This window comes from Bacillus cereus group sp. RP37, assembly GCF_040459695.1.
Taxonomy (GTDB): domain Bacteria; phylum Bacillota; class Bacilli; order Bacillales; family Bacillaceae_G; genus Bacillus_A.
This window is the reverse complement of sequence record NZ_JARVHP010000001.1, coordinates 3,967,417-3,991,240: the sequence shown is the minus strand read 5'-3', so window position 1 is coordinate 3,991,240 and position 23,824 is coordinate 3,967,417. Positions and strand designations below refer to the sequence as shown.

Genomic DNA, 23,824 nt, shown 5'->3' with positions numbered 1-23,824 from the left:
TATGGAAAATGCCTTTAAATTATTATTTGAAACAATTGAAGAACGAAAGGAAAATCCACTTCCTGAATCGTATACAAATTACTTATTTTCAAAGGGAGAAGATAAAATTTTAAAGAAAATTGGTGAAGAATGCACGGAAGTAATTATCGCATCTAAAAATAATGACAAAGAAGAATTAGTGAAAGAAATGGTAGATGTATTGTATCACTGCTTCGTTTTATTAGCCGAAAAAAATATATCGTTAGAAGATATTATGGAGGAAGTGACAGAAAGAAATGGGAAGCTTTCGAGAGTAGGGGACAGAAGAGAAATAGATACTTTATAAGGGGGAAATGTAGATGAAGGTGGATTATCACATTCATTTAGAAGAAGGACCATATTCAATAGGATGGCTAGCTAAAATAAATGAAGCCCTACAACAATATGAACCGCTTAAAGAAAAAAAACATTCTATGGAATGGCTTGTGAAAACACAAGAACGCCTGCAAAAACGTGTGAAAGAAGGGCCGTTTACAACGAAATGGATTGATCTATATTTAGAAGAAGCGCTGCGAAAAGGTATAAAAGAAGTTGGTATTGTCGATCATTTATACCGTTTTTATGAAGCAAAAGAATACTATGAAAAATATGTCGATATTAGTGATTCCAAGCTGGGACGTTTACAGAAGGAATGGTTAGACCAAGTAAGGATAGCGTCACTATATGATTTTACAAAAGCAATTGAAGAGGCGAAAGAAAGATGGAGTAAAAGAGGCGTTACGCTTAAACTTGGAATTGAAGCGGATTATTTTATTGGTGGTGAACAAGAATTACAATCTTTACTGGCATTAGGAGATTTTGATTATGTAATTGGTTCTGTTCATTTTTTGAATGGCTGGGGATTTGATAATCCAGATACGAAAGAATATTTTGAGGAACATGACTTATACGCTTTATATGATACGTTTTTCAAAACGGTTGAGTGTGCAGTTCACTCTGGGTTATTTGATATTATAGCTCATCTTGATAACATAAAAGTATTTAATTATCGGTTAGATGAGAATGAACAACTTTCTTATTATAAGGAAATTGCGCGTGCGTTAGTAGAAACAAATACGGCAACGGAAATAAATGCGGGATTGTACTATCGCTATCCTGTGCACGAAATGTGTCCGAGTCCGCTATATTTACAAGTATTAGCTAAGCATGAGGTTCCGATTACTCTCTCCTCAGATGCCCATTATCCGAATGATTTAGGAAAATACGTGGAAGAGAATATGAAGACATTACGTAATCATGATATTACTCACATAGCTACATTTACGAAACGAGTAAGAACGATGAGATTACTAGAAGAAGTAACAATTTCAAAATGAACATGATTTTTTGATGAAAACCCTTCTTTTTGTTCAAAATAAGAAAGAATAAAAAGGAGGGTAAGAAATGGAAAAACAACAAAAGAAACAAAATGTACAAGGTGCAGAGCAACAATCGTATACTTCTGAAACAACGAATACCGCTCAGTCAGTTATTGAGGAGCAAATTAGCGATACAGTTGCAGAGGGAACAATTGATGTGAAGCTTGGAAAAGAATCGCAAGAAAAAGCGTAAAAAGAGGGGAGACTTGCATCTCCTCTTTTTTAATGGAAAAGTGTCGATTTTCAAAACTATAATCAAATTCCTTGGTTTTTATATGTGGATTTCTTACAATGAAAGATAAGAGATATCTTATTTTTATAGAAGAGGTGTTAGTAGTGGCGAAAATATTAGTAGCAGGAAAAATTCCATCAATCGGATTAGAACTATTAAAAGATCATGATGTAGAAATGTACGATAAAGAGGCGTTAATTTCTTTAGATGAATTAACAGAGCGTGTACAAGATAAAGATGCATTGTTAAGCCTACTTTCTACAAAAGTAACAAAAGAAGTTATTGATGCGGCACCTAATTTAAAGGTTGTTGCAAACTATGGTGCTGGTTACGATAATATTGATTACACGTATGCGGGCGAAAAAGGAATTATAGTATCGAATACACCGAAAGTATCAACTGAAGCCACTGCAGAATTAACATTTGCTCTTCTTTTAGCAGCGGCACGTAGAATCCCTGAAGGTGATACGCTATGTCGTACAATTGGATTTAACGGATGGGCACCATTATTTTTCTTAGGCCGCGAAGTACATGGTAAGACAATTGGAATTATTGGCCTTGGAGAAATCGGAAAGGCAGTTGCAAAGCGTGCAAAAGCGTTTGGAATGAAAGTTTTATATACAGGACCAAATCGAAAGCCTGAAGCTGAAAGTGAACTGGAAGCAACATATGTAACATTGGAAGAATTACTACAAACAGCAGATTTTATTACAATTAACTGTGCTTATAATCCGACATTGCATCATATGATTGATGAAGAACAGTTTAAAATGATGAAGAAAACAGCGTATATTGTAAATGCTTCACGTGGACCAATTATGAATGAAGCGGCACTTGCTCATGCATTAAAAACAAATGAAATTGAAGGAGCAGCTCTTGACGTGTTTGAATTTGAACCGAAGATTACAGAAGAGCTAAAAGGATTAAAGAATGTAGTACTTGCTCCTCACGTAGGAAATGCAACATTCGAAACGCGTGATGCGATGGCTGAAATGGCAGTAAGAAATATTTTAGCCGTATTAAACGGTGAAGAGCCTGTAACACCTGTAAATCAAAAAGCAGTAGTTACAAAATAAAAAGAAACCTTCCGGAATCGGAAGGTTTTTCTTATTTTTCTTTATTGGCTCTTTTAGATGGTCTTTGTCTAAGAAATTGAGATAGCATATACAAAATATATAGTGGAATAGCAATGAATAAGAAAACAGAAAAATTACCGAACCCTGTTTGGTACATTGTGATAATGATCCCAACTAAAAATAGTGTAATAATGATGCTATATCGTGGAATTGGTACATCTTTTAAACTCGGGATACGAATACGACTCACCATTAAAAATGCGAACGTTACAAATACTGTAATAAGAACGATTTTTGGAATGGTATGTGAAAATAATGTTAAGAAAGCAACAAGCCCTCCCGCTGCTGTAATCGGTACCCCAGTGAAATATTTCATTGAAGTAGAAGATGGTGTTACATTAAATCGTGCTAAGCGATATGCTCCGAAAAGAGGGAATAGTCCCGCTATGTATAGTCCGATGATTCCATAATTGGAGAAAGATGTGTAATACATGAGAACAGCAGGTGCTGCACCAAATGTTACGACATCCGCAAGCGAGTCAAGCTCTTTACCCATTTGTGAATCAACACGTAATAAACGAGCAACACGCCCATCAAGACTATCTAACATCATCCCGATAAGTACTAAAATAGCAGCTGATTTATAATATCCTAAAGATGCATAGCCGATTGACAAGAATCCACTATATAAATTTCCGAGCGTAAATAAGTTTGGAATAGCTGCTCTATACAAAATCTGATCCCTTGCTTTCTGTAATAAATTCTTAATTAGTGTATGAAATTTTACTTATTTTATCATACCATAAATTTCTTCCTCATACGAAAGAAATTCCCAATTTGTGAAAGATTTCATAGCGAAATGATTGGGAAAATAAGTAAAAAAAGAAGCAACTTTTATAAAAGTTGCTTCTTGCACTACTCAAATTTCGTTGTCATTGTTCCGGTTTTATATCGATTGTTAGGATCGAAACGTAATAAATCTCCATAAATGAGTTTGTCGGAGAGTTTCAATTCAGTTTTTGCTTTTTCAATATTCGGTTGACATAATGAAATGTCTGCTTCTTCACCTGTATTTCGTTTATAGCACATGTTCTTTGTATAAACATAATCTTCCGAAACGAAGCTACCATCACGCATTACCATAAGTGGGTTTTCTTCTTTAATAAATAAGTCAGTTCCAAATTCAACGGATTGATTTGTTTTAATACCAAGTAAATGAAGTAGCGTTGGTTTAATATCAATTTGACCAGATACTTTAGAAATGATTTTTCCTTCTTGACCAGGTACATGAATAATGAGAGGGACGCGTTGTAATTGCATAGAATCAAACGGTGTAATAGCGTCTTTCCCAAGGAACTGAGCCATTGCTGCGTTATGGTTTTCAGAAATGCCGTAATGATCTCCATAAATGACAATAACAGAATTATCATACAGTCCTTCGTCTTTTAATTGTTTAATAAATAATTTAAGAGCTTCATCCGTGTAACGAACGGTTGGGAAGTAGCGGTTTACAACACCACTTTCCGAATTAAACTCATCAACATATTGATCTTCTGGATTTAGAAGAAACGGAAAATGGTTTGTTAAAGTAATAAATTTTGTATAGAACGGTTGCGGTAAAGATTTTAGCTTTGGCATAGATTGTTCAAAGAACTCTTTATCTTTTAATCCCCAGCCGACAGACATTTGTTCTGTACCTGTGTAATCATTTAAATTAAAGTAACGATCATATCCAAGTGCAGGATACATTACATCACGATTCCAAAACGTTTTATCGTTTGAATGGAAGACAGCAGAAGAATATCCGTATTTTTTTAATTGCTCTGGTGTAGCTGTATATTCATTTGTTGCGTGAGTAAAGAATACAGAACCGCGGTCTAACGGATAAAGTGAATTTTCAACGATAAATTCAGCATCAGAAGTTTTACCTTGTCCCGTTTGATGATAGAAGTTATCGAAATAAAAACTATCTTTAATAAATTCATTTAAAAATGGAGTGATTTCTTTTCCATTTATTTTTTTATTAATAACAAAACTTTGTGTAGATTCCATTGAAATCAAAATTACATTTTTACCTTTTGCAGCTCCAAATAAGTTTTTATCAACTTGCTTATCTTTTGAGTCTGTATAGTTTTTAATTTCAGAGAACCCGTCACCACTTGCAAATACACGTTCAGCCGAAGATTTAGATTGAAGTGTAATATCAAATAGATGATATGTGTATAAACCTAAATTTTTCACGACTGTTTGACGATCAAATGAGCGTGAGAACATTTGTGGTTTATAAATAACTGAAACAACAATTTGTAGTGCTAATAAAGCTGTTACACCGCTAAAGAAAGTTCGCTTCTCAGAGCGAGAAAGCGGCGTCTTGTCACAAAATGCCGGAAATTTACGCGAAAGAAACATTAAAATAATTGCATCTGCAAATAAAAGTAATGTTTTATACGTAAAGAGTTCTTTTATACTCGTCCCTAAATCAGCCATATTATTTGTTTGGAATAAAACTGGGAACGTAACGAAATCGTTATAAAACCCATAAAACATTGCATTTCCAAATAAAATAAAGGACAGTATAAAACTGATTCCAATTATAATTCTGTTTCGGTGCTTAGATGCGAATAAAGCAAAACCGAAAAATAAAAGTAACGCAGCTAGCGGATTAATAAAAAGCATAAATTCTTCAAAGAAATTATCAATTTTAATATCAAATGCTAGCTTGTACACAATATATGTTTTTATCCATAATAAAACGACTGCAATGAGTGCGAATCGCAGTTTTGGAAACAGACGTTGTAGCATAATATACTCCTCTCCTAAAAGCATGACAGTTCTTGTGGGCCGGTTTGATTAGCGCCTCATTTTATATATACGAACAGTCCTTTGTTATTATGTTTATTATACTATGAGTATCATTATACGAAAATAAAAGAGAGTTGTGGGCTTTTTTATAATAATTGAGTAGAAAAAGGGCAGAGGGAGACAATAAAACGGAGTTTCTATGTATGATAATTATCGTGCGCAGAAAGAATCGTGTAATAATACGGAGGTTATAATGCGAAAATTATTATATTTTATAGTATGCAGTAGTGTTATACTTTTTGCTTCACCGAGTGTGTCAGTAGCCCAATATGATGCACCTCTTATGGAAGATGCCCTTTATTCTGTTTTATTTCCGAAAATAAATAAAGCGATTGAAAAACAATATGGGAGTTTGAAGCCTTATCAATGCCCTAAAATTATTAGTTTAAAAAAAGTGTATAGCGGTACATATTTATTTCAAGCGAGTATTGAAGTGACGAAGTATGAACGAGTTGCTGGGAAAATTGCTCCACCATTTGAGAAGGTAACGATTATATTTAATAACGAAGAAGGCGAATGGGAAGTGACAAAGATTTTAGTAAAGCGCTTACCAGATGATACAAAACTAAACTGTAAAAAAACAATATAAAAAATTGTTTGACAAATAAAATGGTCCTTTGGTATTGTTAATAGCAACAATTAGATGTTTGAAAATTAAATAGACTTACCTCATCTACTCTCAAAGGTAGAGGCCGCGATAGGAAAGAGTAAGCTATGGGAGATTTAATGGAATCTGTGATCATAGGTTGAAAGGGACTATTGCCGAAATATAAGAATAACCATCTTATTCATATATTGGGACTGCATTGAATAAATGTAGTACTGTCATAAGATTTATTTTATGGAGAGCTATTTGGAGATGTTGATGCGGTTTCTTATTTTGAGGAGATAACAACTCGTTTATTTTTTCAATATATATTTTTCCTAATAAGAAACGCGTGTGAACATTGTTCCGCGCGTTTTTTGTCTATCTAAAAGCGTGCTGCAATGAATAGAAGATTGGGGTTATGAGTTTTAGAGGAAATAAGGGAGGAATTCAAATGTATTTACACGGCACGAGCCGAATCAATGGGCAAGGACACTTAGAAATTGGAGGGTGCGATACGACGCAGCTAGCAAAACAATACGGCACACCACTTTATGTATACGATGAAGAGTCTATTCGAGGAAAGTGCCGCGCGTTTCATCGTGCTTTTAAAGAAAGTGGTTTCTCTTATCAAGTAGCATATGCAAGCAAGGCGTTCTTGTGCATGGAGATGTGCCGAGTAGCTCGTGAAGAAAATATGTCATTAGATGTTGTTTCTGGAGGAGAATTATATACTGCGCTTCAAGCAGGATTTCCAGCATCGCGTATTCATTTTCACGGCAATAATAAAACAGAAGAAGAAATCGTGATGGCTCTTCAGGCTAATGTTGGTTGTTTTGTCGTAGATAATTTCTTGGAATTAGAAATTTTGCATGATTTAGCAGTGCAACACGGGAAATTTGTGAACATATTAGTTCGTGTAACGCCTGGAGTAGAGGCGCACACACATGAATATATTACAACAGGTCAAGATGATTCGAAATTTGGATTTGGCGTTTCGAATGGTCAAGCGATGCAAGCAATTGAACTTGCTTTACAAAAATCAAATTATAATGTGTTAGGAATTCATTCACATATCGGATCGCAAATATTTGAAACGGCTGGATTTGTTCGAGCGATTGAAGTTCTTCATCAATTTTTAGAAGAAGTGAGAGAGCGAACGAACTATGTAGTAAAAGTGCTAAATGTGGGCGGAGGATTCGGAATACGCTACACAGAGTCAGATACACCATTAACTCTTGAGACATATGTGCGAGCTGTAACAAATGCAGTGAGAGAACAATTTACAGTATGTAATTATCCATTGCCAGAAATATGGGTTGAGCCAGGCCGTAGTATTGTAGGTGATGCTGGAACGACAATTTATACAGTCGGATCTGTGAAAGACATTCCTGGTATTCGGAAATATGTATCAGTGGATGGTGGGATGACTGATAATTTAAGACCAGCTTTATATAACGCTCGTTATGAAGCGATGTTAGCGAATCGAGGGAATGATGAGAATGCGGAAATCGTTTCGATTGCTGGGAAGTGCTGTGAGAGTGGAGATATGTTGATTTGGGATATTACTCTACCGAAAGTGGCTTCTGCCGATTTACTAGCGATTTCTTGTACAGGGGCATATGGGTACTCGATGGCAAATAATTATAATCGGATTCGTAGACCAGCTGTCGTCTTCGCGAAAGGCGGAACATCACAAATTGTTGTAGAGCGTGAAACATATGAAAATATTATTGGGAACGATCGCATACGTATTAAAGAACTTGTTTAAGTAAGGAAAGGGAGTTGTTCTGAGGGGCAATTCCTTTTTTATAAAGTGAAACTATAATCAGTGTGGGCATTCCCCACTAATTATTAGTCCCCATCAATTGGGCGTTTACAGGCAGCAAGGCACTTTTCTCTTGCTGGATTTTGAGGTAAGAATTGTACGGCCTCTAAATGGTGGTATAAAATAAATAAAATATATCGGAAAACTAGGATTGAAAAAAATCAGAATTGTGATAAAATACAAATACAAAGCTTATCAAGAGAAGCGGAGGGAACTGGCCCAACGAAGCTCGGCAACCTGCTTATAGAAAGCAAGGTGCTAAATCCAGCAAAATGGAATCCATTTTGAAAGATAAGGTAAAATATATTACCGAACAGTCTTTTCGAAATGGGAAAGATTTTTTTTATGAATAAAAAAGGGGGGCTGTTCGCGTGAGCGTACGGGAACATTTTGAGGAAGTATCTGAGAAAATTCAAGCGATGCTTGCTGATATGAAATATGGTTCAATTACAATTGTTGTGCAAGATGGGAAAGTCATTCAATTAGAGAAAAGTGAAAAAGTACGTTTAAAGTAAAAAAAGCGCTGACTAGAAAAACTAGAGGCGGTTTTAACCTATTTTATGAGGTTAAAACCGTCTTTTTGCTTTTACAGGGGGAAAAAACATGTTGACGTATGAAACGTGGGATGAAAATGGCATTTCATTTTCGGAAGAAGATGAAACGAAAGGCGCGTTGTCAGTTTTAAGTTGGGCTTATAAAGAGTATAAAGATGAAATCGTATACGCATGTAGCTTTGGAGTAGAAGGTATGGTATTACTGCATCTTATAAACCAAGTAAATCCATCTGCTAAAGTTGTATTTTTAGATACAAATGTTCATTTTCAAGAAACGTATGAATTAATTCAAAAAGTGCGGGGACGATTTCCTTCATTAAATATTATAGAAAAACAGCCAGAACTTACACTTGATGAACAAGCGAAGCTGCATGGTGAGAAATTATGGGAAAGTAATCCGAATCTTTGTTGTAAAATTAGAAAAATTTTACCGTTAGAAAAATCATTAGCAGCGGAAAAAGCATGGATATCGGGCTTAAGGAGGGAACAATCAGAAACGCGTAAGCATACAAAGTTTATAAATCAAGATCATCGCTTTCAATCTATTAAAGTTTGTCCGCTCATTCATTGGACGTGGAAAGAGGTATGGCGATATGTATACAAACATAGCTTGCCGTATAACCCATTGCATGATGTTGGATATCCAAGTATTGGGTGTGAGAAATGTACGTTACCTGTAGGAGAGGGTGGCGATTCGAGAGATGGTAGATGGGCCGGGAAAGTGAAAACTGAATGTGGTCTTCATTACCAATAAGATGAATTTGAAAATAAAGCTAAGAGAGGGTATAGAAAAATGAGTACAGTAAACAAATTAATAAATCGTGTAGACGAGACATACGACGTATCACAAATTGAAAAAGAAATTCAGCTAGATAACATTGCATTAAGTGATTTAGAGCTATTAGCGACAGGGGGATATAGCCCTCTTACTGGTTTTTTAGGAAAGAAAGATTATGATTCGGTCGTAGAAACGCTTCGTTTAGCTAATGGGAGCGTATGGAGTATACCAATTACATTACCAGTAACAGAAGAAGTAGCAGAGACTCTAAAAGCTGGAGAAGAAGTAAAACTTGTTAACGGTGGAAATGTATATGGTGTCATTCAAATAGAAGATATTTTTGTACCAGATAAGGAAAAAGAAGCGTTACTAGTGTATAAAACGACGGATGAGGCTCATCCTGGAGTGAAAAAATTATACGAAAGACCGAACGTTTACGTTGGAGGAGCAACTATTCTTACGAAACGTTTTGAAAATAATCCGTTTCCTTCTTATCATTTAGATCCAATTGAAACGAGAGAAGAATTTAAAAAACGTGGTTGGAAAACAGTAGTTGGATTCCAAACGAGAAATCCGGTGCATCGTGCCCATGAATATATTCAAAAATCTGCTCTTGAAATTGTAGATGGCCTCTTTTTAAATCCACTCGTTGGGGAAACGAAGTCGGACGATATTCCTGCTGATGTAAGGATGGAAAGCTATGAAGTATTACTTCAAAATTATTATCCGAAAGAGCGTGTCTTTTTAAGTGTATTTCCTGCAGCAATGCGTTACGCAGGACCGAGGGAAGCGATATTTCATGCATTAGTCAGAAAGAATTTTGGATGCACGCACTTTATTGTAGGGCGCGATCATGCAGGGGTAGGAGATTATTACGGTACTTATGAAGCGCAAGAAATTTTTACAAACTTTACAGTGGAAGAGTTAGGGATTACACCGTTATTTTTTGAACATAGTTTTTACTGCACGAAATGTGAAGCGATGGCTTCGACGAAAACATGCCCGCACGGAAAAGAAGATCATGTCATTTTATCTGGTACGAAAGTAAGAGAACTATTAAGAAACGGTGAGGTTCCGCCAAGTACATTTAGTCGTAAAGAAGTAGTGGAAGTACTAATTAAAGGTTTGAAAAAAGAAGTAGTAACAGAATAGGGAGAGAATGAGATGGATACGAATATTACTTGGCATACAGCATCTGTTTCAAAAGATGAGAGAAGAGTAAAAAATGGGCATCATAGTTTTGTAGTTTGGTTTACTGGATTATCAGCTTCAGGTAAATCTACGGTAGCGAACGCGGTTGCTCGTAAACTATTTGAAAAGAATATTGGAAACTATGTACTAGATGGAGACAATATACGCCACGGTTTAAATAAAGACTTAGGTTTTTCTGAAAGTGATCGTATGGAGAATATAAGACGGATTGGCGAAGTAGCGAAACTATTTGTAGATCAAGGTACTGTTGTTCTTACAGCGTTCATTTCACCATTTCGAGTAGATCGAAAACAAGTTAGAGATCTATTAGCTGCAGATGAGTTTATAGAAGTGTTTGTAAAATGTCCAATTGAAGAGTGTGAAAAACGTGATCCAAAAGGGCTTTATAAAAAAGCAAGAAAAGGTGATATTAAGGAATTTACAGGTGTTGATTCACCGTATGAGGAACCAAAGCAAGCGGAATTAATTGTAGAAACGCATAAGTATTCTATTGAAGAATGTGCAGAACAAATTGTTAAGTACTTACAAGAGCGTAGTTTTATATAGGGGGATTTAAAAATGAGTTATGAAAAAGTATGGGCTAACAATGAAAAATTAAATCAGACTGAGAAAAATAAGTTAAAAAAAGATGGTTTGGAAATCTTTAATGATATTCCTTACTATGCTGAAAATGGATTCGAATCTATTCCGAAAGAAGAGTGGGACGCATTTAAATGGGCAGGGTTGTATTTACAAAGACCGAAAGAAGCTGGTTATTTTATGATGCGTGTCAATATTCCTTCAGGGATTATTACGAATGCACAGGCAGAAGTGCTTGCTTCTATCGCTGAGGATTATGGGCGTGACGTAATAGATATTACGACAAGACAGGCGATTCAGTTTCACTGGTTAGAAATTCATCAAATTCCAGATATTTTTAAAAGGTTAGCGCGAGTGGGGTTATCTTCAGCTGGAGCGTGTGGTGATATAACGCGTAATATTACAGGGAATCCACTTGCGGGTATTGATGCGAATGAACTGTTGGATACAACTGGTATTGTGAAAGAAGTATATGACTACTTCCAACATAATGAAGAGTTTTCTAACTTACCACGTAAATTTAAAATGTCTATTAGTTCTAACATTTATAACTCAGCAAATGCAGAGATTAACTGTGTTGCATTTACACCTGCAAAGAAAGAGATAGATGGTGAGGAAAAAGTTGGTTTTCATATAAAAGTAGGCGGTGGATTATCAGCTCGTCCATACTTAGCTGATGAATTAGATGTATTTGTTTTACCAGAAGAAGTAAAGACGGTAGCGATTGCGATTGCTACAATATTCCGTGATTTTGGATATCGTGAAAAACGTCATTTAGCCCGTTTGAAATTTCTTGTTGCAGACTGGGGAGCAGAGAAGTTTAAAGAGAAACTAATAGAGTATACAGGACCATTGCAAAGTAAAGGGGAAAGTGCTCTCAAAGGTTGGAATGCGGGATACTTCTATGGTGTCCAAGACCAAAAACAAGATGGACTAAAATATGTAGGTTTTAATGTGCCGGTAGGACGTCTGCATGCAGAAGAAATGTTTGAGATTGCAAGAATTGCTAAGCAGTATGGAAATGGACAAATTCGTACATGTAATTCGCAAAACTTCATTATTCCGAATGTTCCGCCAAAAAATGTGACGGGTTTACTAAATGAGCCGTTGTTTGAAGCAATATCAGCAAGTCCGAAATCGTTTATTGGTCATGCGGTTTCTTGTACTGGTATTGAATATTGCAATCTTGCTTTAGTAGAAACGAAAGAAAGATTGCGAAAAATCGCCGAATACTTAGATACACAAATTGCACTCGATGTTCCGGTTCGTATTCATATGGTAGGATGCCCGAATTCATGTGGTCAACGTCAAATTGCTGACATTGGATTACAAGGGGTGAAAATGAAAACGAAGGAAAAAGGAATTGTTGAGGCATTTGAAATATATGTAGGTGGAACGTTGTTAGATGGTGGTGCTTATAATCAAAAGTTAAAAGGAAAAATAGATGGCGAGGATCTACCTGATGTACTTGCATCATTTATAAGTTATTTCAAAGAGAATAAATTACCAGCTGAAACGTTTTATGATTTTGTCGGCCGTGTTGGTGTAGAGACATTACAAATAGCGTTAAATAACGTGCTAGAAGAAGTAATAGCGTCTTAGGAGGGACAATATGGATTTATATCGATTTGAAGCTGTGTTAGTAAATAGTATTGTTCCGATTGTTGTCGTTGCTCAAAGTGAAGAACAGGCGTTTAAGCTCGCGGAGATGGAGCTTGAAAAGCATTTTTTACCGCTGCCAGAAGTAAAGGAGATTTCCCTATTTGAAAAAAAGAAGATTCGAAAAGGTGCGGCATTTGTTATTCATGAGTAAGGAAAAGGTAATACGAAATAATGAAAACTTCCATTCGTATATAAGGATGGAAGTTTCACTTTAATAGTAGAAATGAGGAGAGATGATGGGGAAGGTTTATATCGTTGGTGCGGGTCCTGGTGATCCAGATTTAATCACTGTGAAAGGGTTGAAATGTATTGAGAAGGCAGATGTTATTTTGTACGACCGCCTTGTAAATAAAGAGTTGCTTTCCTATGCAAAGCCCGAAGCAGATTTAATTTATTGCGGAAAACTACCAAATTATCACACGATGAAGCAAGAGACAATTAACACGTTTCTTATTAAATATGCGAAAAAAGGAAAAGTTGTAACGAGGCTTAAGGGCGGTGATCCATTTGTATTTGGTAGAGGGGGAGAAGAAGCTGAAGCGTTAGCAAAGCAAGGTGTACCATTTGAAATCGTTCCTGGTATTTCAGCTGGAATAGCTGCGCCTGCTTATGCTGGTATTCCGGTGACGCACCGTGATGCAAGTGCGAGTTTTGCTATTGTGACGGGACATAGGAAAGAAGATGCTGCAGAGGAAGTGAAGTGGGAAAATTTAGCGAAAGGTGTAGAGACATTGGCGGTATATATGGGGGTTAGTAATTTACCCTACATATGTGAACAACTGATGAAGCATGGAAAGGATAAAAGTACACCTGCTGCTATTATTGAACGGGGAACGACATCTATGCAACGTACAGTTGTAGGGACGTTAGGGACAATTGTAGATATTGCGAAAAAAGAACAAATTCAAAATCCGAGCATGATTGTAATTGGAGAAGTGGTCCGTTTTAGAGAAAGAATCCATTGGTTTGAGAAACAGACAGAAAGTACGTATCAAGTAAGCGGAGTGTTATAAAATGAAGGCCATCTTATATATATGTCATGGAAGTCGTTTGAAAGCGGCTAAAGAAGAAGCAGTTGCGTTTATTACGTCATGTATGAACCGTGTAGAGGCGAGTATTCAAGAAGTTTGTTTTTTAGAGTTAGCGAATCCAACTATTGATGAAGGGTTCCGTACATGTGTGAAGCGTGGTGCTACAGAGATTATTGTTATTCCAGTTTTTTTATTAGCGGCAGGTCATGTGAAAAAAGATATCCCGTTTGAATTGGAGAAGTTAACTAAGCAATTTTCGAATGTTAAAGTGACCTATGGTAACCCATTTGGTGTATCAGAAACACTTGTTAAATCGGTGTATAGCGGAAGTGGCATTGAACAGGAAGATAAGAATGAAGTGACGCTACTTCTCGTTGCAAGAGGGAGCAGTGATCCTGAAGTATTAAGAGATATAAACTGGATTGCTTCTTTATTTCAAACAGAAGAGAAGATTAAAAAAGTAGAAGTTTGTTATTTAGCGGCTGCCGAGCCAAAATTTGAGGAGAAGTTAAAGGAAGTTGTAGAACGAAAAGAAAAGAACATCGTTGTGCTGCCTTACTTGTTATTTACAGGTTTACTTATGAAACATATTGAAAAAGAAGTGCGCCAATATGAGTTGGATGAGATAAAAATAAGTCCGTATTTAGGAAAGAATGAAGCGTTTCAGTATATGTTAATTCAGAAAACGAAGAAATTATTGAAGGGAGATCAATATGTATCCACTTACAGTGCGAGTTGAGAAGAAACGTGTTGTTGTCATTGGTGGAGGGAAAGTCGCGGGATTTAAAATTATTCCTTTACTAAAACAAGGTGCGGATATAGTTGTGGTAAGTCCTGAATTGGATGCGAATTTAGTGAAACTTGTAGAAGAAAAGAAAATTCGTTGGTATCAAAGGAAGTATGAAAAAAGTGATATTAAAGACGCTTTTTTAGTTGTTGCAGCGAGTAGTGATGCTGTATTAAATGAACAAATTGCTGAAGATAGCGCAGAGAATCAATTAGTAAATGTTATTACGAACCCGGAAAGTGGTAATGTTCATTTTCCGGCAGCGATTCATCGTGGATTACTGAATGTGGCTGTTTCTACCGGAGGAGCGAGCCCGAAACTTGCAAAAAAAATTCGTGATGATATCGCAAATAAATATGATGAGGCGTATGAAGCGTATCTTGATTTTTTATACGAAGTTAGAGTAAAAGTGAAAGCATTACAAATAGAGAAAAGGCAGAGAAATATATTGTTGCAAGAGGTATTAAAGTCGATATATGTTCAAAATGAACAAAAAAGAGAATTGTTTTTACAAGAATTAGAGAGAAGAGTTCATATAGGATAATGAATAAATTGTACTTTACAACTATAAAAATATAATTTATAATCACTAGTAACTTCAATAGATGAAATCGATGAGCAAGAAGAGTATGTATATTTGATACGTTCAGAGAGCTGGGGTAAGGTGTGAGCCCGGTACGATAAAATATACAGAATGGGCTTGCGAGAGGTATGTTGAACATTGTAGTAGGCAACCCGGGTTCCGCCGTTAAAAGGATAGAGTATCGGAATTTTCCTGTACTTGAACAAGTGGGATTTATCAATCCAATTGAGGTGGTACCACGGTATTAACATTACATATATCGTCCTCTACATGCATATTTGCGTGTAGGGGACTTTTTTATTTTCTAAAGGAGGTGTGCGAGTATGAAATGAAAGTGTATAATTGATAAAAGTTTAAATATTCAGAAAAGGGGAATTTATGATGAAAGAAACACAGCAATGGACGTCGAAAATAGGCTTTGTACTCGCAGCAGCTGGAGCCGCAGTAGGTCTTGGTGCAATATGGAAATTTCCGTATGTTGCAGGTAATGGCGGGGGAGGCGCATTCTTCCTTGTATTTTTACTATTAACTTTATTTATAGGTATGCCCCTTCTAATAGCTGAATTTGTTATTGGGCGTAGTACGCAAAAAGAGGCAGTTACAGCGTATAAAGTATTAGTGCCAAATAGCAAGTTATATCCTTGGATTGGTCGCATGGGAGTTGTTACTTGTTTTAGTGTACTATCTTTTTATAGTGTTGTAGGTGGATGGATTTTACTGTACTTATACTATAGTGTTACAGGTAGCTTCTGGAATGGTGTTGTTGATTATGGGAAATTGTTTGGTGAAACGATTTCAAATCCAGTAAGCGCGATTGGAGCGCAATTTATCTTTATGCTTTGCACAATTTTTGTTGTAAGTAAAGGTGTAGAAAAAGGGATAGAGAAGGCAAGTAAGTATATGATGCCGCTATTATTTATTTTATTTATTGCAATCATTGTTCGTGCATTAACACTTGATGGTGCTTTTGCAGGAGTAGAGTTCTTCTTAAAACCTGATTTTTCAAAGCTTACAGCAGATACAATTTTATACGCGATGGGACAATCATTCTTCTCGCTAACAGTAGGTGCCTCAGTAATGGTAACGTATAGTTCGTATTTGAAGAAAGAAGAACATTTGGCGAAATCAGCAACATCTATTGTAAGTTTAACTGTTTTTATTACAGTACTTGCAGGATTAGCAATTTTCCCGGCGATTTTCGCATTAGGCGTTAAGCCGACTGAAGGACCAGGACTACTGTTTATCGTCCTTCCAGCAGTATTTGCGAAAATACCATTTGGACAATTTTTCTTCATTATGTTTTTAGTTTTATTCTTCTTTGCAACGTTAACCTCTGCAATTTCTATGCTTGAAATTGTAGTAGCATCTGTTGCGAAAGATAATGAGAAAAAGCGTCCGTCAGCATCGTTATTAATTGGTATTCTTATTTTTGCAGTTGGAATCCCGTCAGCATTATCATTTGGAATTATGAGTGATGTGAAAATATTTGGTAAGACATTCTTTGATTTCGTCGATTTTTCGGTAAGTAATGTATTGCTGCCGTTAGGAGTACTAGCTATTTCGCTATTTGTACCAAATAAAATGAGTAAAGAAATGTTAATGAAAGAATTAGAAGTTACAGAAACGAAAGGGAAAACATTATTTAATATTTGGTTCTTCTTGCTTCGTTATGTTATTCCAGTAACTGTGATTATTGTATTTTTAAATGCAATAGGCGTACTTAAAATGTTTGCATAATAAAAAGACGGAGAAATCTCCGTCTTTTTATTATGCTGTAGGTGTATTTAATAAACGATTATATGCTTTATAGGCTGTTACGACTGCTACGAATGATCCGATTAAAAATAATGCTGAACCACCAAATGTAAATAGCCGGCCAATATAAGTTTCTCTAGCCTCTTCGATTTTTTGTTGTAATTGCGTATTCATATGATTCACCTCGTAAAATATAGGCATTTAGTTGTAGTCTATGTGGAATGCCTATAGTGTGTGAAGTGGAAATAAAAAAACTCGGTATGCACCGAGTTTTTTTTATAATCCGATATAAGGAGATGGATCAACTGCGTTTGTTTTGCCGACATTCCATTCTCCAAGGTGAAGTTCGAAGTGTAAATGCTGTCCGTATGATTGACCAGTGTTCCCCATAAATCCAAGTTGAGTTCCTTGTTTTACAGTTTGTCCATTAGATACAGAACGGCTACTCATATGAGCGTATACTGTTGTGTATGTTTTTCCGTTAATACGGTGAGATAAGTACACAACATTTCCGTAACTAGATGATAATTCTGAGCGAATAACAACGCCATCAGCAGCAGCAATAATTGGTACGGTTCCTGAAGCTGCGATATCGATTCCTTTATGGTTATCTATAGAGCGCACGCCAAACCCAGAAGTTTTTGATCCAGCTGCTGGCTTAATAAAGCCGCCAATATTTGTATCGTGTGGTGTTGGAGCTGCTTGAGCTTTTTGAGCAGATGTAGTAGCTTGTTTACGAGCTTCTTCTGCCTTGCGGGCTTCTTCAGCTTTACGAGCCTCTTCGGCACGTTTTTCTTCTTCAATTGCTTTTTGAACAGCTTGACGCTGGTTTTCTAAAATACCTTTGGATTCTTCTAATCCTTCAATCTCTGAATCTACTTTTGCTACTTTCGTATGTAGATCACTAATAAAGGTTTGCTGCTGTTGCTGATTCGTTTGCAACTCTTGTTGTTTTTGAACTAATTTCTGTTCGGATTCTTTTAATTGTTGCTCTTTTTTCTCAACAGCCTCTTTTTCAGTTGCTACAGCATTTTGGTCAGTTGTCTGCTTTTTCACAATATCTGTATCATTGTTTAAAATTAAACTTACAGAGTACATATTATCAACAAGATCTGCAATGTTTGTAGAATTTGTTAATACCTCTGTAATAATATTTGTACGAGGTTTTTCTTGCATAGATTGTAAACGTTGCTTAATAACTTCCTGACGCGTATCTATGTTTGTTTGTAATTGCTCTATATGTTTCTTTTTTTCAGCGATTACTTGTTGTGTTTTACTAATTTCTTTTTTTGTATCGTTTAATTCAGCTTCGTTTTTATTAATAGAAGTAGTTAGGTCGTCGATTTTCTTTTGTAATTCTTGAATTTCCTTTTCTATTTGTTCTTTCTCGGCTGATTTATTTTGTAAGTCATTTTGTTTTCCTTCTAATTCAGATTGAATATTAGATAATTTATCTTGATTCGTTTCAGCGTATGCGGGTGAAAGAAACGGAGAAACAAAAATCGTTCCTGCTGCTAAAACACTGAACGCTGCAAATTTCTTTTTCATGGTTGTCTGGCTCCTTTCCCTATGAATGTTATATATCATAAGAAGAAGGGTGTCTATCGTTGTAACCATAATGTAAAGAAAATTTTATAAAATTGCTAAGTTTTGTCGGAAATTATCGTCTTTTAACGATAATTTTCACGGCAGATGGATTTTTAAAATTCATGTAAAAAGGATGTATTATTTAATTTTTGTTGTAAAATAAAGGGAAAAATACGTTTGTTTTATATAGTGAAATATTAGATGAGAATCCAATAAAACACTGATAAGGAATCGTTCTCATGTGAGGTTTTCTGACATGGGTTTTGTTTTTGTCAAGAAAATTATTTGCGTTCGGGCAAACTTATTTTGTTGTCAGATTTAAAATTTTGATTTATGATTTTTAACAGGGACAAAATGTAGTGAATTGTCGAATAATATGTAATACTCTTAATTTCATGTTTTTATAGAGATAGAATGAGAGATAGAGTGACACATCGAAGAGGGGGTTACAACAAATATGAAAAGAATAGGACTTGCATGGCAAATATTAATAGGACTTGCGCTTGGTATTGCAGTTGGGGCGATTTTCTTTGATAATCCAGCGGTTGTGAAATATTTACAACCAATTGGTGATATTTTCATCCGATTAATTAAAATGATCGTTGTACCAATTGTTGTAGCAAGTATTGTTGTTGGGGTTGCTGGTGTTGGCGATGTTAAAAAACTAGGCCGACTAGGCGGAAAAACAATTCTTTATTTTGAAATTATTACAACAATTGCAATTATTGTCGGTCTATTAATTGCGAATATTTTCCAACCAGGAAAAGGCGTAAATATGGATCAGTTAACGAAGACAGATATTTCGAAATATACACATACGACAGAGCAAGTGCAAAGTCATTCATTTGCAGATACATTTGTAAATATTGTTCCAACGAACATTATGAAGTCATTAGCTGACGGAGATATGCTTGCTATTATCTTCTTCTCTGTATTATTTGGTTTAGGTGTAGCAGCAATTGGTGAAAGAGGAAGACCGGTTCTTCAATTTTTCCAAGGTGTAGCTGATGCAATGTTTTATGTAACAAACCAAGTTATGAAATTTGCACCATTTGGTGTGTTTGCACTAATTGGTGTTACAGTTTCTACATTCGGTCTAGCTTCATTAATTCCATTAGGGAAATTACTAATTGTCGTATATGGAGCAATGATCTTCTTCGTCGTAGTTGTCTTAGGACTTACAGCGAAAATATTTGGAATTAACATTTTCCAATTCTTTAAGATTTTAAAAGACGAGCTGATCTTAGCATATTCTACAGCGAGTTCAGAAACAGTTTTACCGAAAATCATGGAGAAAATGGAGAAGTTCGGTTGTCCGAAAGCAATTACATCTTTCGTTATTCCGACAGGTTATTCATTTAACTTAGATGGATCAACTTTATATCAAGCAATTGCGGCTATTTTCTTAGCACAAATGTACGGTATTGATTTATCTATTACACAACAAATTACATTATTACTTGTATTAATGGTTACATCAAAAGGTATCGCAGGTGTACCAGGCGTATCATTCGTTGTATTATTAGCGACACTTGGTACAGTAGGTATTCCACCTGAAGGTTTAGCATTCATCGCTGGTATTGACCGTATTTTAGATATGGCTCGTACAGCAGTTAACGTTGTAGGAAACTCTTTAGCAGCTGTAGTTATGTCTAAGTGGGAAGGTCAATATGACGCTGAAAAAGGACAAGCTTATTTGAAAGAGATTTCTGAAAAAGGACAAGCGGCTTAATTATAATATGAACAAGCTCTCACATAATATGTGGGAGCTTTTCTGTATATAGAAGAGGAGTAGACGTAATGAAACGTAAATATGGTGACGGTTCTTCGTGGAAGCGACTAATAGAGAAGGATTATACGGTTAAGCAAATAGAAGAGGGAATGCTAGGAATACTGGAAATAAAAAAGGTGAAAGAACCAAGTTGTAAAGAATATGATGGTAAAGAACTTTGTATTGCAGGCAATCAGTATACGTGGATTCAATATTTCATAGACGGGAAAAACTTTGCGATTACGGCTATGTTAGATGATCAGAAAAAATTAGTACAATATTATATCGATGTGGCGAAAGAATATGAAATAGACGAACGTAGTTTACCGTATTTTGATGATTTATATTTAGATGTAGTATTATTACCGAACGGTAAGATGTATGTACTAGATGAAGATGAGCTAGAGGATGCCTATAAAAGTGGCGATGTTACAAAAGAAGAGTACGAGTTAGCTTGGTACACTACGAAATGGATAATAGCTGCAATAAAAAATAGTGAATTTTATTGGATTTCAATATTGGAAGAAGAAATCAAAAAGTTAAAATGATTGTTGTATTCAAATTTTTGCATAATTACCAAAAAAATCTATACAAAAAATAATTGACTTTTGTTTTGTAAGCGAGTAAAGTTAGGGAAGAAATTATTATTAAAAAATAAATATGAAACCTTCTTATAAAGAGAGGCGGAGGGACTGGCCCTACGATGCCTCGGCAGCGGACTCGATTTCAGAGTGCTGTGCCAAATCCAGCAAGCATGTGCTTGAAAGATGAGAAGAGCGTTTCTTATAGATGTATAAGACCTCTTCTCATTGGAAGAGGTCTTTTGTTATTCATTAGAAAAAGGTTGAAACTAGGGAGAGATGGTACTTTGAAAGAAACGAGAGGAAATGGTTTGGCTTTATTACCACTTGGAATATTTTTGGCGCTATTTATTGGTTCTGGAATTATTACAGGTGATTTCTATAAATTGCCGATACTTGTAGCGATTTTAATTGCTGTAGGAGTCGCTTTAGCAATGAATCGTAAAGAAAGTTTTAATGTAAAAGTGGAACGATTTGCTAAAGGTGCAGGGAACCCAGATATTATGATTATGGTTTTGATTTTTGTACTGGCGGGAGCGTTTTCTGAAACAGCAAAAGGGATGGGCGGCGTTGATTCTACAGTTAACTTAGCGTTATCAATTTTACCGCAAGGATTTATCGTAGCTGGAATTTTTGTTATAGGGGCATTTATTTCATTAGCGATGGGAACTTCAATGGGAACAATTGCTGCATTAGCACCAATTGCTGTAGGTATTAGTGGGCAAACTGATATCTCAATTGCACTTACGATGGCTACTGTCGTAGGCGGAGCGATGTTTGGTGATAATTTATCATTTATTTCAGATACAACAATCGCAGCTGTACGTTCACAAGGAACAGAAATGAAAGATAAGTTTAAAACGAACTTTTTAATTGTATTACCAGCAGCTATTATTACAATTGTACTATTAGTAATCTTCACTTTAGGAAGCGATACGCAGATTAAAGCGCATAGCTTTGACTGGATAAAGATTTTACCTTATGCAGGAGTACTTATTACAGCGCTACTTGGTTGGAATGTACTTATCGTGTTAACTGGTGGAACTGTACTATCTGGCGTTATCGGTCTTTTAGATGGAAGTTACACGTTAGAGAGTTTCTTTAAAAGTGTAACGACTGGGATGGGCGGTATGATGGAGTTAGTATTACTAGCTATTTTAATTGGCGGTATGGTCGAACTGATTCAATATAATGGTGGCATTCAATATTTAATGAATATTTTAACGCGTAACATTCGTTCAAAAAAAGGAGCAGAGTTTGGTATTGCTGGCTTAGTGAGTATGACGAATATGTGTACAGCGAATAATACAATTTCTATTATCTTTACAGGTCCACTTGCGAAAAATATTGCAGATCAATATGAAATTGATCCTCGTAAATCAGCGAGTGTATTAGATCTTTTCTCATGTTGTGTGCAAGGATTAATTCCGTATGGTGCGCAAATGTTAACGGCAGCAGGATTTGCGGCATTATCTCCAATTGAATTGTTGCCATATGCGTTTTATCCAATCTTAGTTGGAGTATGTGGAATCATTTCTATATTAATTGGTTTCCCGAGGTTTTCTAAAGTAGCGGGAAAGAAAGAGTATCATAAAACAGCATAATGAATAGTAACGAAAGCCGTACAGAGAATATTCTCTGTACGGCTTTTTATGTGCGATAAAAGAGTAAAACATCCGATCTTACCGCATGTTTTTACAAAAGGCTGAATGCAACTCGGTCTTAAGTCTGAGTCAAAAACGGTTCTTAAGCTCGTTATGGAAAAATGAAAAAATAGTTAAGATAAGAGTATCAAATCGAAGGGAGGCAAGCACAAGATGAAACAATTTCTAGCGTTTATCGCGGCCGGTATTTTGGCTTTAATTGCTCTTGGTAGTCTTGCTGGTATTGTAGGATTCGCAATCGGAGCAGGAGTTGTGTACTGGAGCTATAAATCATTTGTGCGAGCTAAATCATTTTTTGGAAAGTTAGCTTGGGGTATTGTTGGTTTAATCGGTTTATCCATTGCACTTTCTCATTCCCCAGCACTAATCGGTATCGCAGCATTAGTAGTTTTATACTACGGATACCGTGAGTGGAAAAAAGAAAAAGATGTAGTTGTTGATTCTGCTCCAGAAAGTTCTAAACCATATAGTAACTTTGAAGATGAGTGGAACAAGTTAATGAAAAACTAATATAAAATAAATCAAATTTATAAAGTAGAAGAGAGGAAGATTATAATGAAACAATCTTTATTCGGACGTGTACGCGATGCAATTTTAGCAGATTTTCATAATGTGTTAGATGAGAAAGAAAGAAAAAATCCAATCGCTATGTTAAATCAATATTTACGAGATAGTGAGCGTGAAATAACAAAAATTGAGAAGTTAATTCAGCGCCATAAAACATTAAAATCTAATTTCGCTCGTGAGCTTGAGCAAGCACGTTATTTCGTTAATAAAAGATCAAAGCAAGCGATCATCGCACAAGAAGCAGGCGAACTACAACTGCATGAGCGTGCGTTAGAAGAAGTAGCTTATTATGAAGGGCAAGTAACTCGATTAGAAGAAATGTATGCAGGTGTTGTAGAGCAAATTGATGAGTTAGAGCGTCGTCTTGCTGAGATGAAAAATAAATTAAAAGAAATGCACGCGAAACGTATGGAATTAATGGCACGTGAAAATATGGCACATGCTAATCGCCGTATGAATACTGCGATGCATAAAATGGATGAAAATAATCCGTTCTTACGCTTTGAAGAAATTGAAGATCATATTCGCGATATAGAAACTCGTATGAATGAGGGGCATGAACGTGACACATTTGATATGAAGATTGCAAAGCTTGAGCGTGAAATGAAAGAAAAGAATGATGTATCGTTAACGAAAGAGTTAACAAAATAATAGTAGTATATTATAAAACAGGCTTATGATATAGTGATAGGAGAAAAGGTGTTGGAAAGCAATGCCTTTTCTTCTATGTAT

25 protein-coding genes, 3 riboswitches and 1 other annotated feature are annotated in these 23,824 nt (G+C 35.8%); of the genes, 21 read left to right on the top strand and 4 right to left on the bottom strand.

Annotated features, from left to right (window positions below; all coding sequences use genetic code 11):
* Nucleotide 1: 1 nt before the first annotated feature.
* The 4 genes from hisI to QCI44_RS21010 all read left to right on the top strand — a co-directional run bounded on the left by hisI (nt 2) and on the right by QCI44_RS21010 (nt 2,705).
* A complete protein-coding gene (gene hisI / locus QCI44_RS21025) occupies nt 2–325 on the top strand; it encodes a phosphoribosyl-ATP pyrophosphatase (RefSeq protein WP_016088717.1) in 324 nt (107 codons plus the stop codon).
* A 13-nt stretch (nt 326–338) separates the two neighbouring features.
* Nucleotides 339–1,355 carry a histidinol phosphate phosphatase domain-containing protein gene (locus QCI44_RS21020; RefSeq protein ID WP_088083470.1) on the top strand — a complete coding sequence of 339 codons (1,017 nt, stop codon included), beginning with the start codon at nt 339–341 and terminating at the stop codon, nt 1,353–1,355.
* Between the two features lie 67 nt (nt 1,356–1,422).
* Nucleotides 1,423–1,590 (top strand): DUF4025 domain-containing protein, encoded by a 168-nt coding sequence (locus QCI44_RS21015; RefSeq protein ID WP_016088715.1) that lies wholly within the window; start codon nt 1,423–1,425, stop codon nt 1,588–1,590.
* 143 nt (nt 1,591–1,733) lie between these two features.
* The gene (locus QCI44_RS21010; protein ID WP_088083471.1) at nt 1,734–2,705 is read left to right on the top strand and encodes an NAD(P)-dependent oxidoreductase; all 972 of its coding nucleotides are present in this window, start codon (nt 1,734–1,736) and stop codon (nt 2,703–2,705) included.
* Between the two features lie 31 nt (nt 2,706–2,736).
* Here QCI44_RS21010 and pssA read toward each other — a convergent pair whose 3' ends face one another.
* Both pssA and QCI44_RS21000 read right to left on the bottom strand, forming a co-directional pair.
* A complete protein-coding gene (pssA, locus tag QCI44_RS21005) occupies nt 2,737–3,438 on the bottom strand; it encodes a CDP-diacylglycerol--serine O-phosphatidyltransferase (RefSeq protein ID WP_000285422.1) in 702 nt (233 codons plus the stop codon).
* Nucleotides 3,439–3,620: 182 nt separating this feature from the next.
* Nucleotides 3,621–5,507 carry an LTA synthase family protein gene (locus tag QCI44_RS21000; protein ID WP_016133977.1) on the bottom strand — a complete coding sequence of 629 codons (1,887 nt, stop codon included), beginning with the start codon at nt 5,505–5,507 and terminating at the stop codon, nt 3,621–3,623.
* A gap of 253 nt (nt 5,508–5,760) precedes the next feature.
* Between QCI44_RS21000 and QCI44_RS20995 the strand changes: the two genes are divergently transcribed.
* The 12 genes from QCI44_RS20995 (at nt 5,761) to QCI44_RS20940 (ending at nt 16,904) form a co-directional block, all read left to right on the top strand.
* The gene (locus QCI44_RS20995; protein ID WP_033659649.1) at nt 5,761–6,156 is read left to right on the top strand and encodes a DUF3888 domain-containing protein; all 396 of its coding nucleotides are present in this window, start codon (nt 5,761–5,763) and stop codon (nt 6,154–6,156) included.
* 89 nt (nt 6,157–6,245) lie between these two features.
* Nucleotides 6,246–6,427: riboswitch (Lysine riboswitch) on the top strand.
* A gap of 180 nt (nt 6,428–6,607) precedes the next feature.
* Nucleotides 6,608–7,924 carry a diaminopimelate decarboxylase gene (lysA, locus tag QCI44_RS20990; RefSeq protein WP_016133978.1) on the top strand — a complete coding sequence of 439 codons (1,317 nt, stop codon included), beginning with the start codon at nt 6,608–6,610 and terminating at the stop codon, nt 7,922–7,924.
* Between the two features lie 246 nt (nt 7,925–8,170).
* Nucleotides 8,171–8,279, top strand: a riboswitch (SAM riboswitch).
* A 73-nt stretch (nt 8,280–8,352) separates the two neighbouring features.
* On the top strand, nt 8,353–8,496 hold the full coding sequence (locus QCI44_RS20985) for a YezD family protein (RefSeq protein WP_000116163.1): 144 nt from the start codon (nt 8,353–8,355) through the stop codon (nt 8,494–8,496).
* A gap of 88 nt (nt 8,497–8,584) precedes the next feature.
* The gene (locus tag QCI44_RS20980; protein ID WP_016133979.1) at nt 8,585–9,289 is read left to right on the top strand and encodes a phosphoadenylyl-sulfate reductase; all 705 of its coding nucleotides are present in this window, start codon (nt 8,585–8,587) and stop codon (nt 9,287–9,289) included.
* 39 nt (nt 9,290–9,328) lie between these two features.
* Complete coding sequence (gene sat, locus QCI44_RS20975; protein WP_016133980.1) at nt 9,329–10,465, top strand: sulfate adenylyltransferase; 1,137 nt, start codon at nt 9,329–9,331, stop codon at nt 10,463–10,465.
* Nucleotides 10,466–10,477: 12 nt separating this feature from the next.
* Nucleotides 10,478–11,071, top strand: a complete 594-nt coding sequence (gene cysC, locus QCI44_RS20970) for an adenylyl-sulfate kinase (protein ID WP_016133981.1) — start codon at nt 10,478–10,480, stop codon at nt 11,069–11,071.
* A 12-nt stretch (nt 11,072–11,083) separates the two neighbouring features.
* On the top strand, nt 11,084–12,706 hold the full coding sequence (locus tag QCI44_RS20965) for a nitrite/sulfite reductase (protein WP_016133982.1): 1,623 nt from the start codon (nt 11,084–11,086) through the stop codon (nt 12,704–12,706).
* A gap of 10 nt (nt 12,707–12,716) precedes the next feature.
* Complete coding sequence (locus QCI44_RS20960; RefSeq protein WP_000366917.1) at nt 12,717–12,917, top strand: DUF3906 family protein; 201 nt, start codon at nt 12,717–12,719, stop codon at nt 12,915–12,917.
* Nucleotides 12,918–13,002: 85 nt separating this feature from the next.
* Nucleotides 13,003–13,779 carry a uroporphyrinogen-III C-methyltransferase gene (gene cobA, locus QCI44_RS20955; protein ID WP_016133983.1) on the top strand — a complete coding sequence of 259 codons (777 nt, stop codon included), beginning with the start codon at nt 13,003–13,005 and terminating at the stop codon, nt 13,777–13,779.
* Nucleotide 13,780: 1 nt separating this feature from the next.
* Nucleotides 13,781–14,536, top strand: coding sequence for a sirohydrochlorin chelatase (locus QCI44_RS20950; RefSeq protein ID WP_016088705.1), 756 nt, complete (start codon nt 13,781–13,783; stop codon nt 14,534–14,536).
* Entirely contained in the window at nt 14,511–15,128 is a 618-nt protein-coding gene (locus tag QCI44_RS20945) for an NAD(P)-binding protein (RefSeq protein WP_016133984.1), read from the top strand. The genes QCI44_RS20950 and QCI44_RS20945 overlap by 26 nt, the downstream gene beginning before the upstream one ends.
* Before the next feature lie 61 nt (nt 15,129–15,189).
* Nucleotides 15,190–15,437 (top strand) — a binding site (T-box leader).
* Between the two features lie 111 nt (nt 15,438–15,548).
* Nucleotides 15,549–16,904 carry a sodium-dependent transporter gene (locus tag QCI44_RS20940; protein ID WP_016088703.1) on the top strand — a complete coding sequence of 452 codons (1,356 nt, stop codon included), beginning with the start codon at nt 15,549–15,551 and terminating at the stop codon, nt 16,902–16,904.
* Between the two features lie 30 nt (nt 16,905–16,934).
* Here QCI44_RS20940 and QCI44_RS20935 read toward each other — a convergent pair whose 3' ends face one another.
* A complete protein-coding gene (locus tag QCI44_RS20935) occupies nt 16,935–17,096 on the bottom strand; it encodes a hypothetical protein (RefSeq protein ID WP_016088702.1) in 162 nt (53 codons plus the stop codon).
* 102 nt (nt 17,097–17,198) lie between these two features.
* A complete protein-coding gene (locus QCI44_RS20930; protein ID WP_016088701.1) occupies nt 17,199–18,470 on the bottom strand; it encodes a murein hydrolase activator EnvC family protein in 1,272 nt (423 codons plus the stop codon).
* A 496-nt stretch (nt 18,471–18,966) separates the two neighbouring features.
* On the opposite strand from QCI44_RS20930, the gene gltP reads away from it, so the two are divergent.
* The 5 genes from gltP (at nt 18,967) to QCI44_RS20905 (ending at nt 23,743) form a co-directional block, all read left to right on the top strand.
* Nucleotides 18,967–20,241, top strand: coding sequence for a glutamate/aspartate:proton symporter GltP (gene gltP, locus QCI44_RS20925; RefSeq protein ID WP_016133985.1), 1,275 nt, complete (start codon nt 18,967–18,969; stop codon nt 20,239–20,241).
* Nucleotides 20,242–20,309: 68 nt separating this feature from the next.
* Nucleotides 20,310–20,828, top strand: a complete 519-nt coding sequence (locus tag QCI44_RS20920; RefSeq protein WP_088083473.1) for a ribonuclease FAU-1 family protein — start codon at nt 20,310–20,312, stop codon at nt 20,826–20,828.
* 120 nt (nt 20,829–20,948) lie between these two features.
* Nucleotides 20,949–21,054, top strand: a riboswitch (SAM riboswitch).
* A gap of 94 nt (nt 21,055–21,148) precedes the next feature.
* A complete protein-coding gene (locus QCI44_RS20915) occupies nt 21,149–22,465 on the top strand; it encodes a Na+/H+ antiporter NhaC family protein (RefSeq protein WP_353811429.1) in 1,317 nt (438 codons plus the stop codon).
* A 213-nt stretch (nt 22,466–22,678) separates the two neighbouring features.
* Complete coding sequence (locus QCI44_RS20910; RefSeq protein WP_016088697.1) at nt 22,679–23,035, top strand: lmo0954 family membrane protein; 357 nt, start codon at nt 22,679–22,681, stop codon at nt 23,033–23,035.
* Between the two features lie 45 nt (nt 23,036–23,080).
* Nucleotides 23,081–23,743: a PspA/IM30 family protein gene (locus QCI44_RS20905; RefSeq protein WP_016136605.1), complete on the top strand. Its 663-nt coding sequence runs from the start codon at nt 23,081–23,083 to the stop codon at nt 23,741–23,743.
* Nucleotides 23,744–23,824 lie beyond the last annotated feature (81 nt).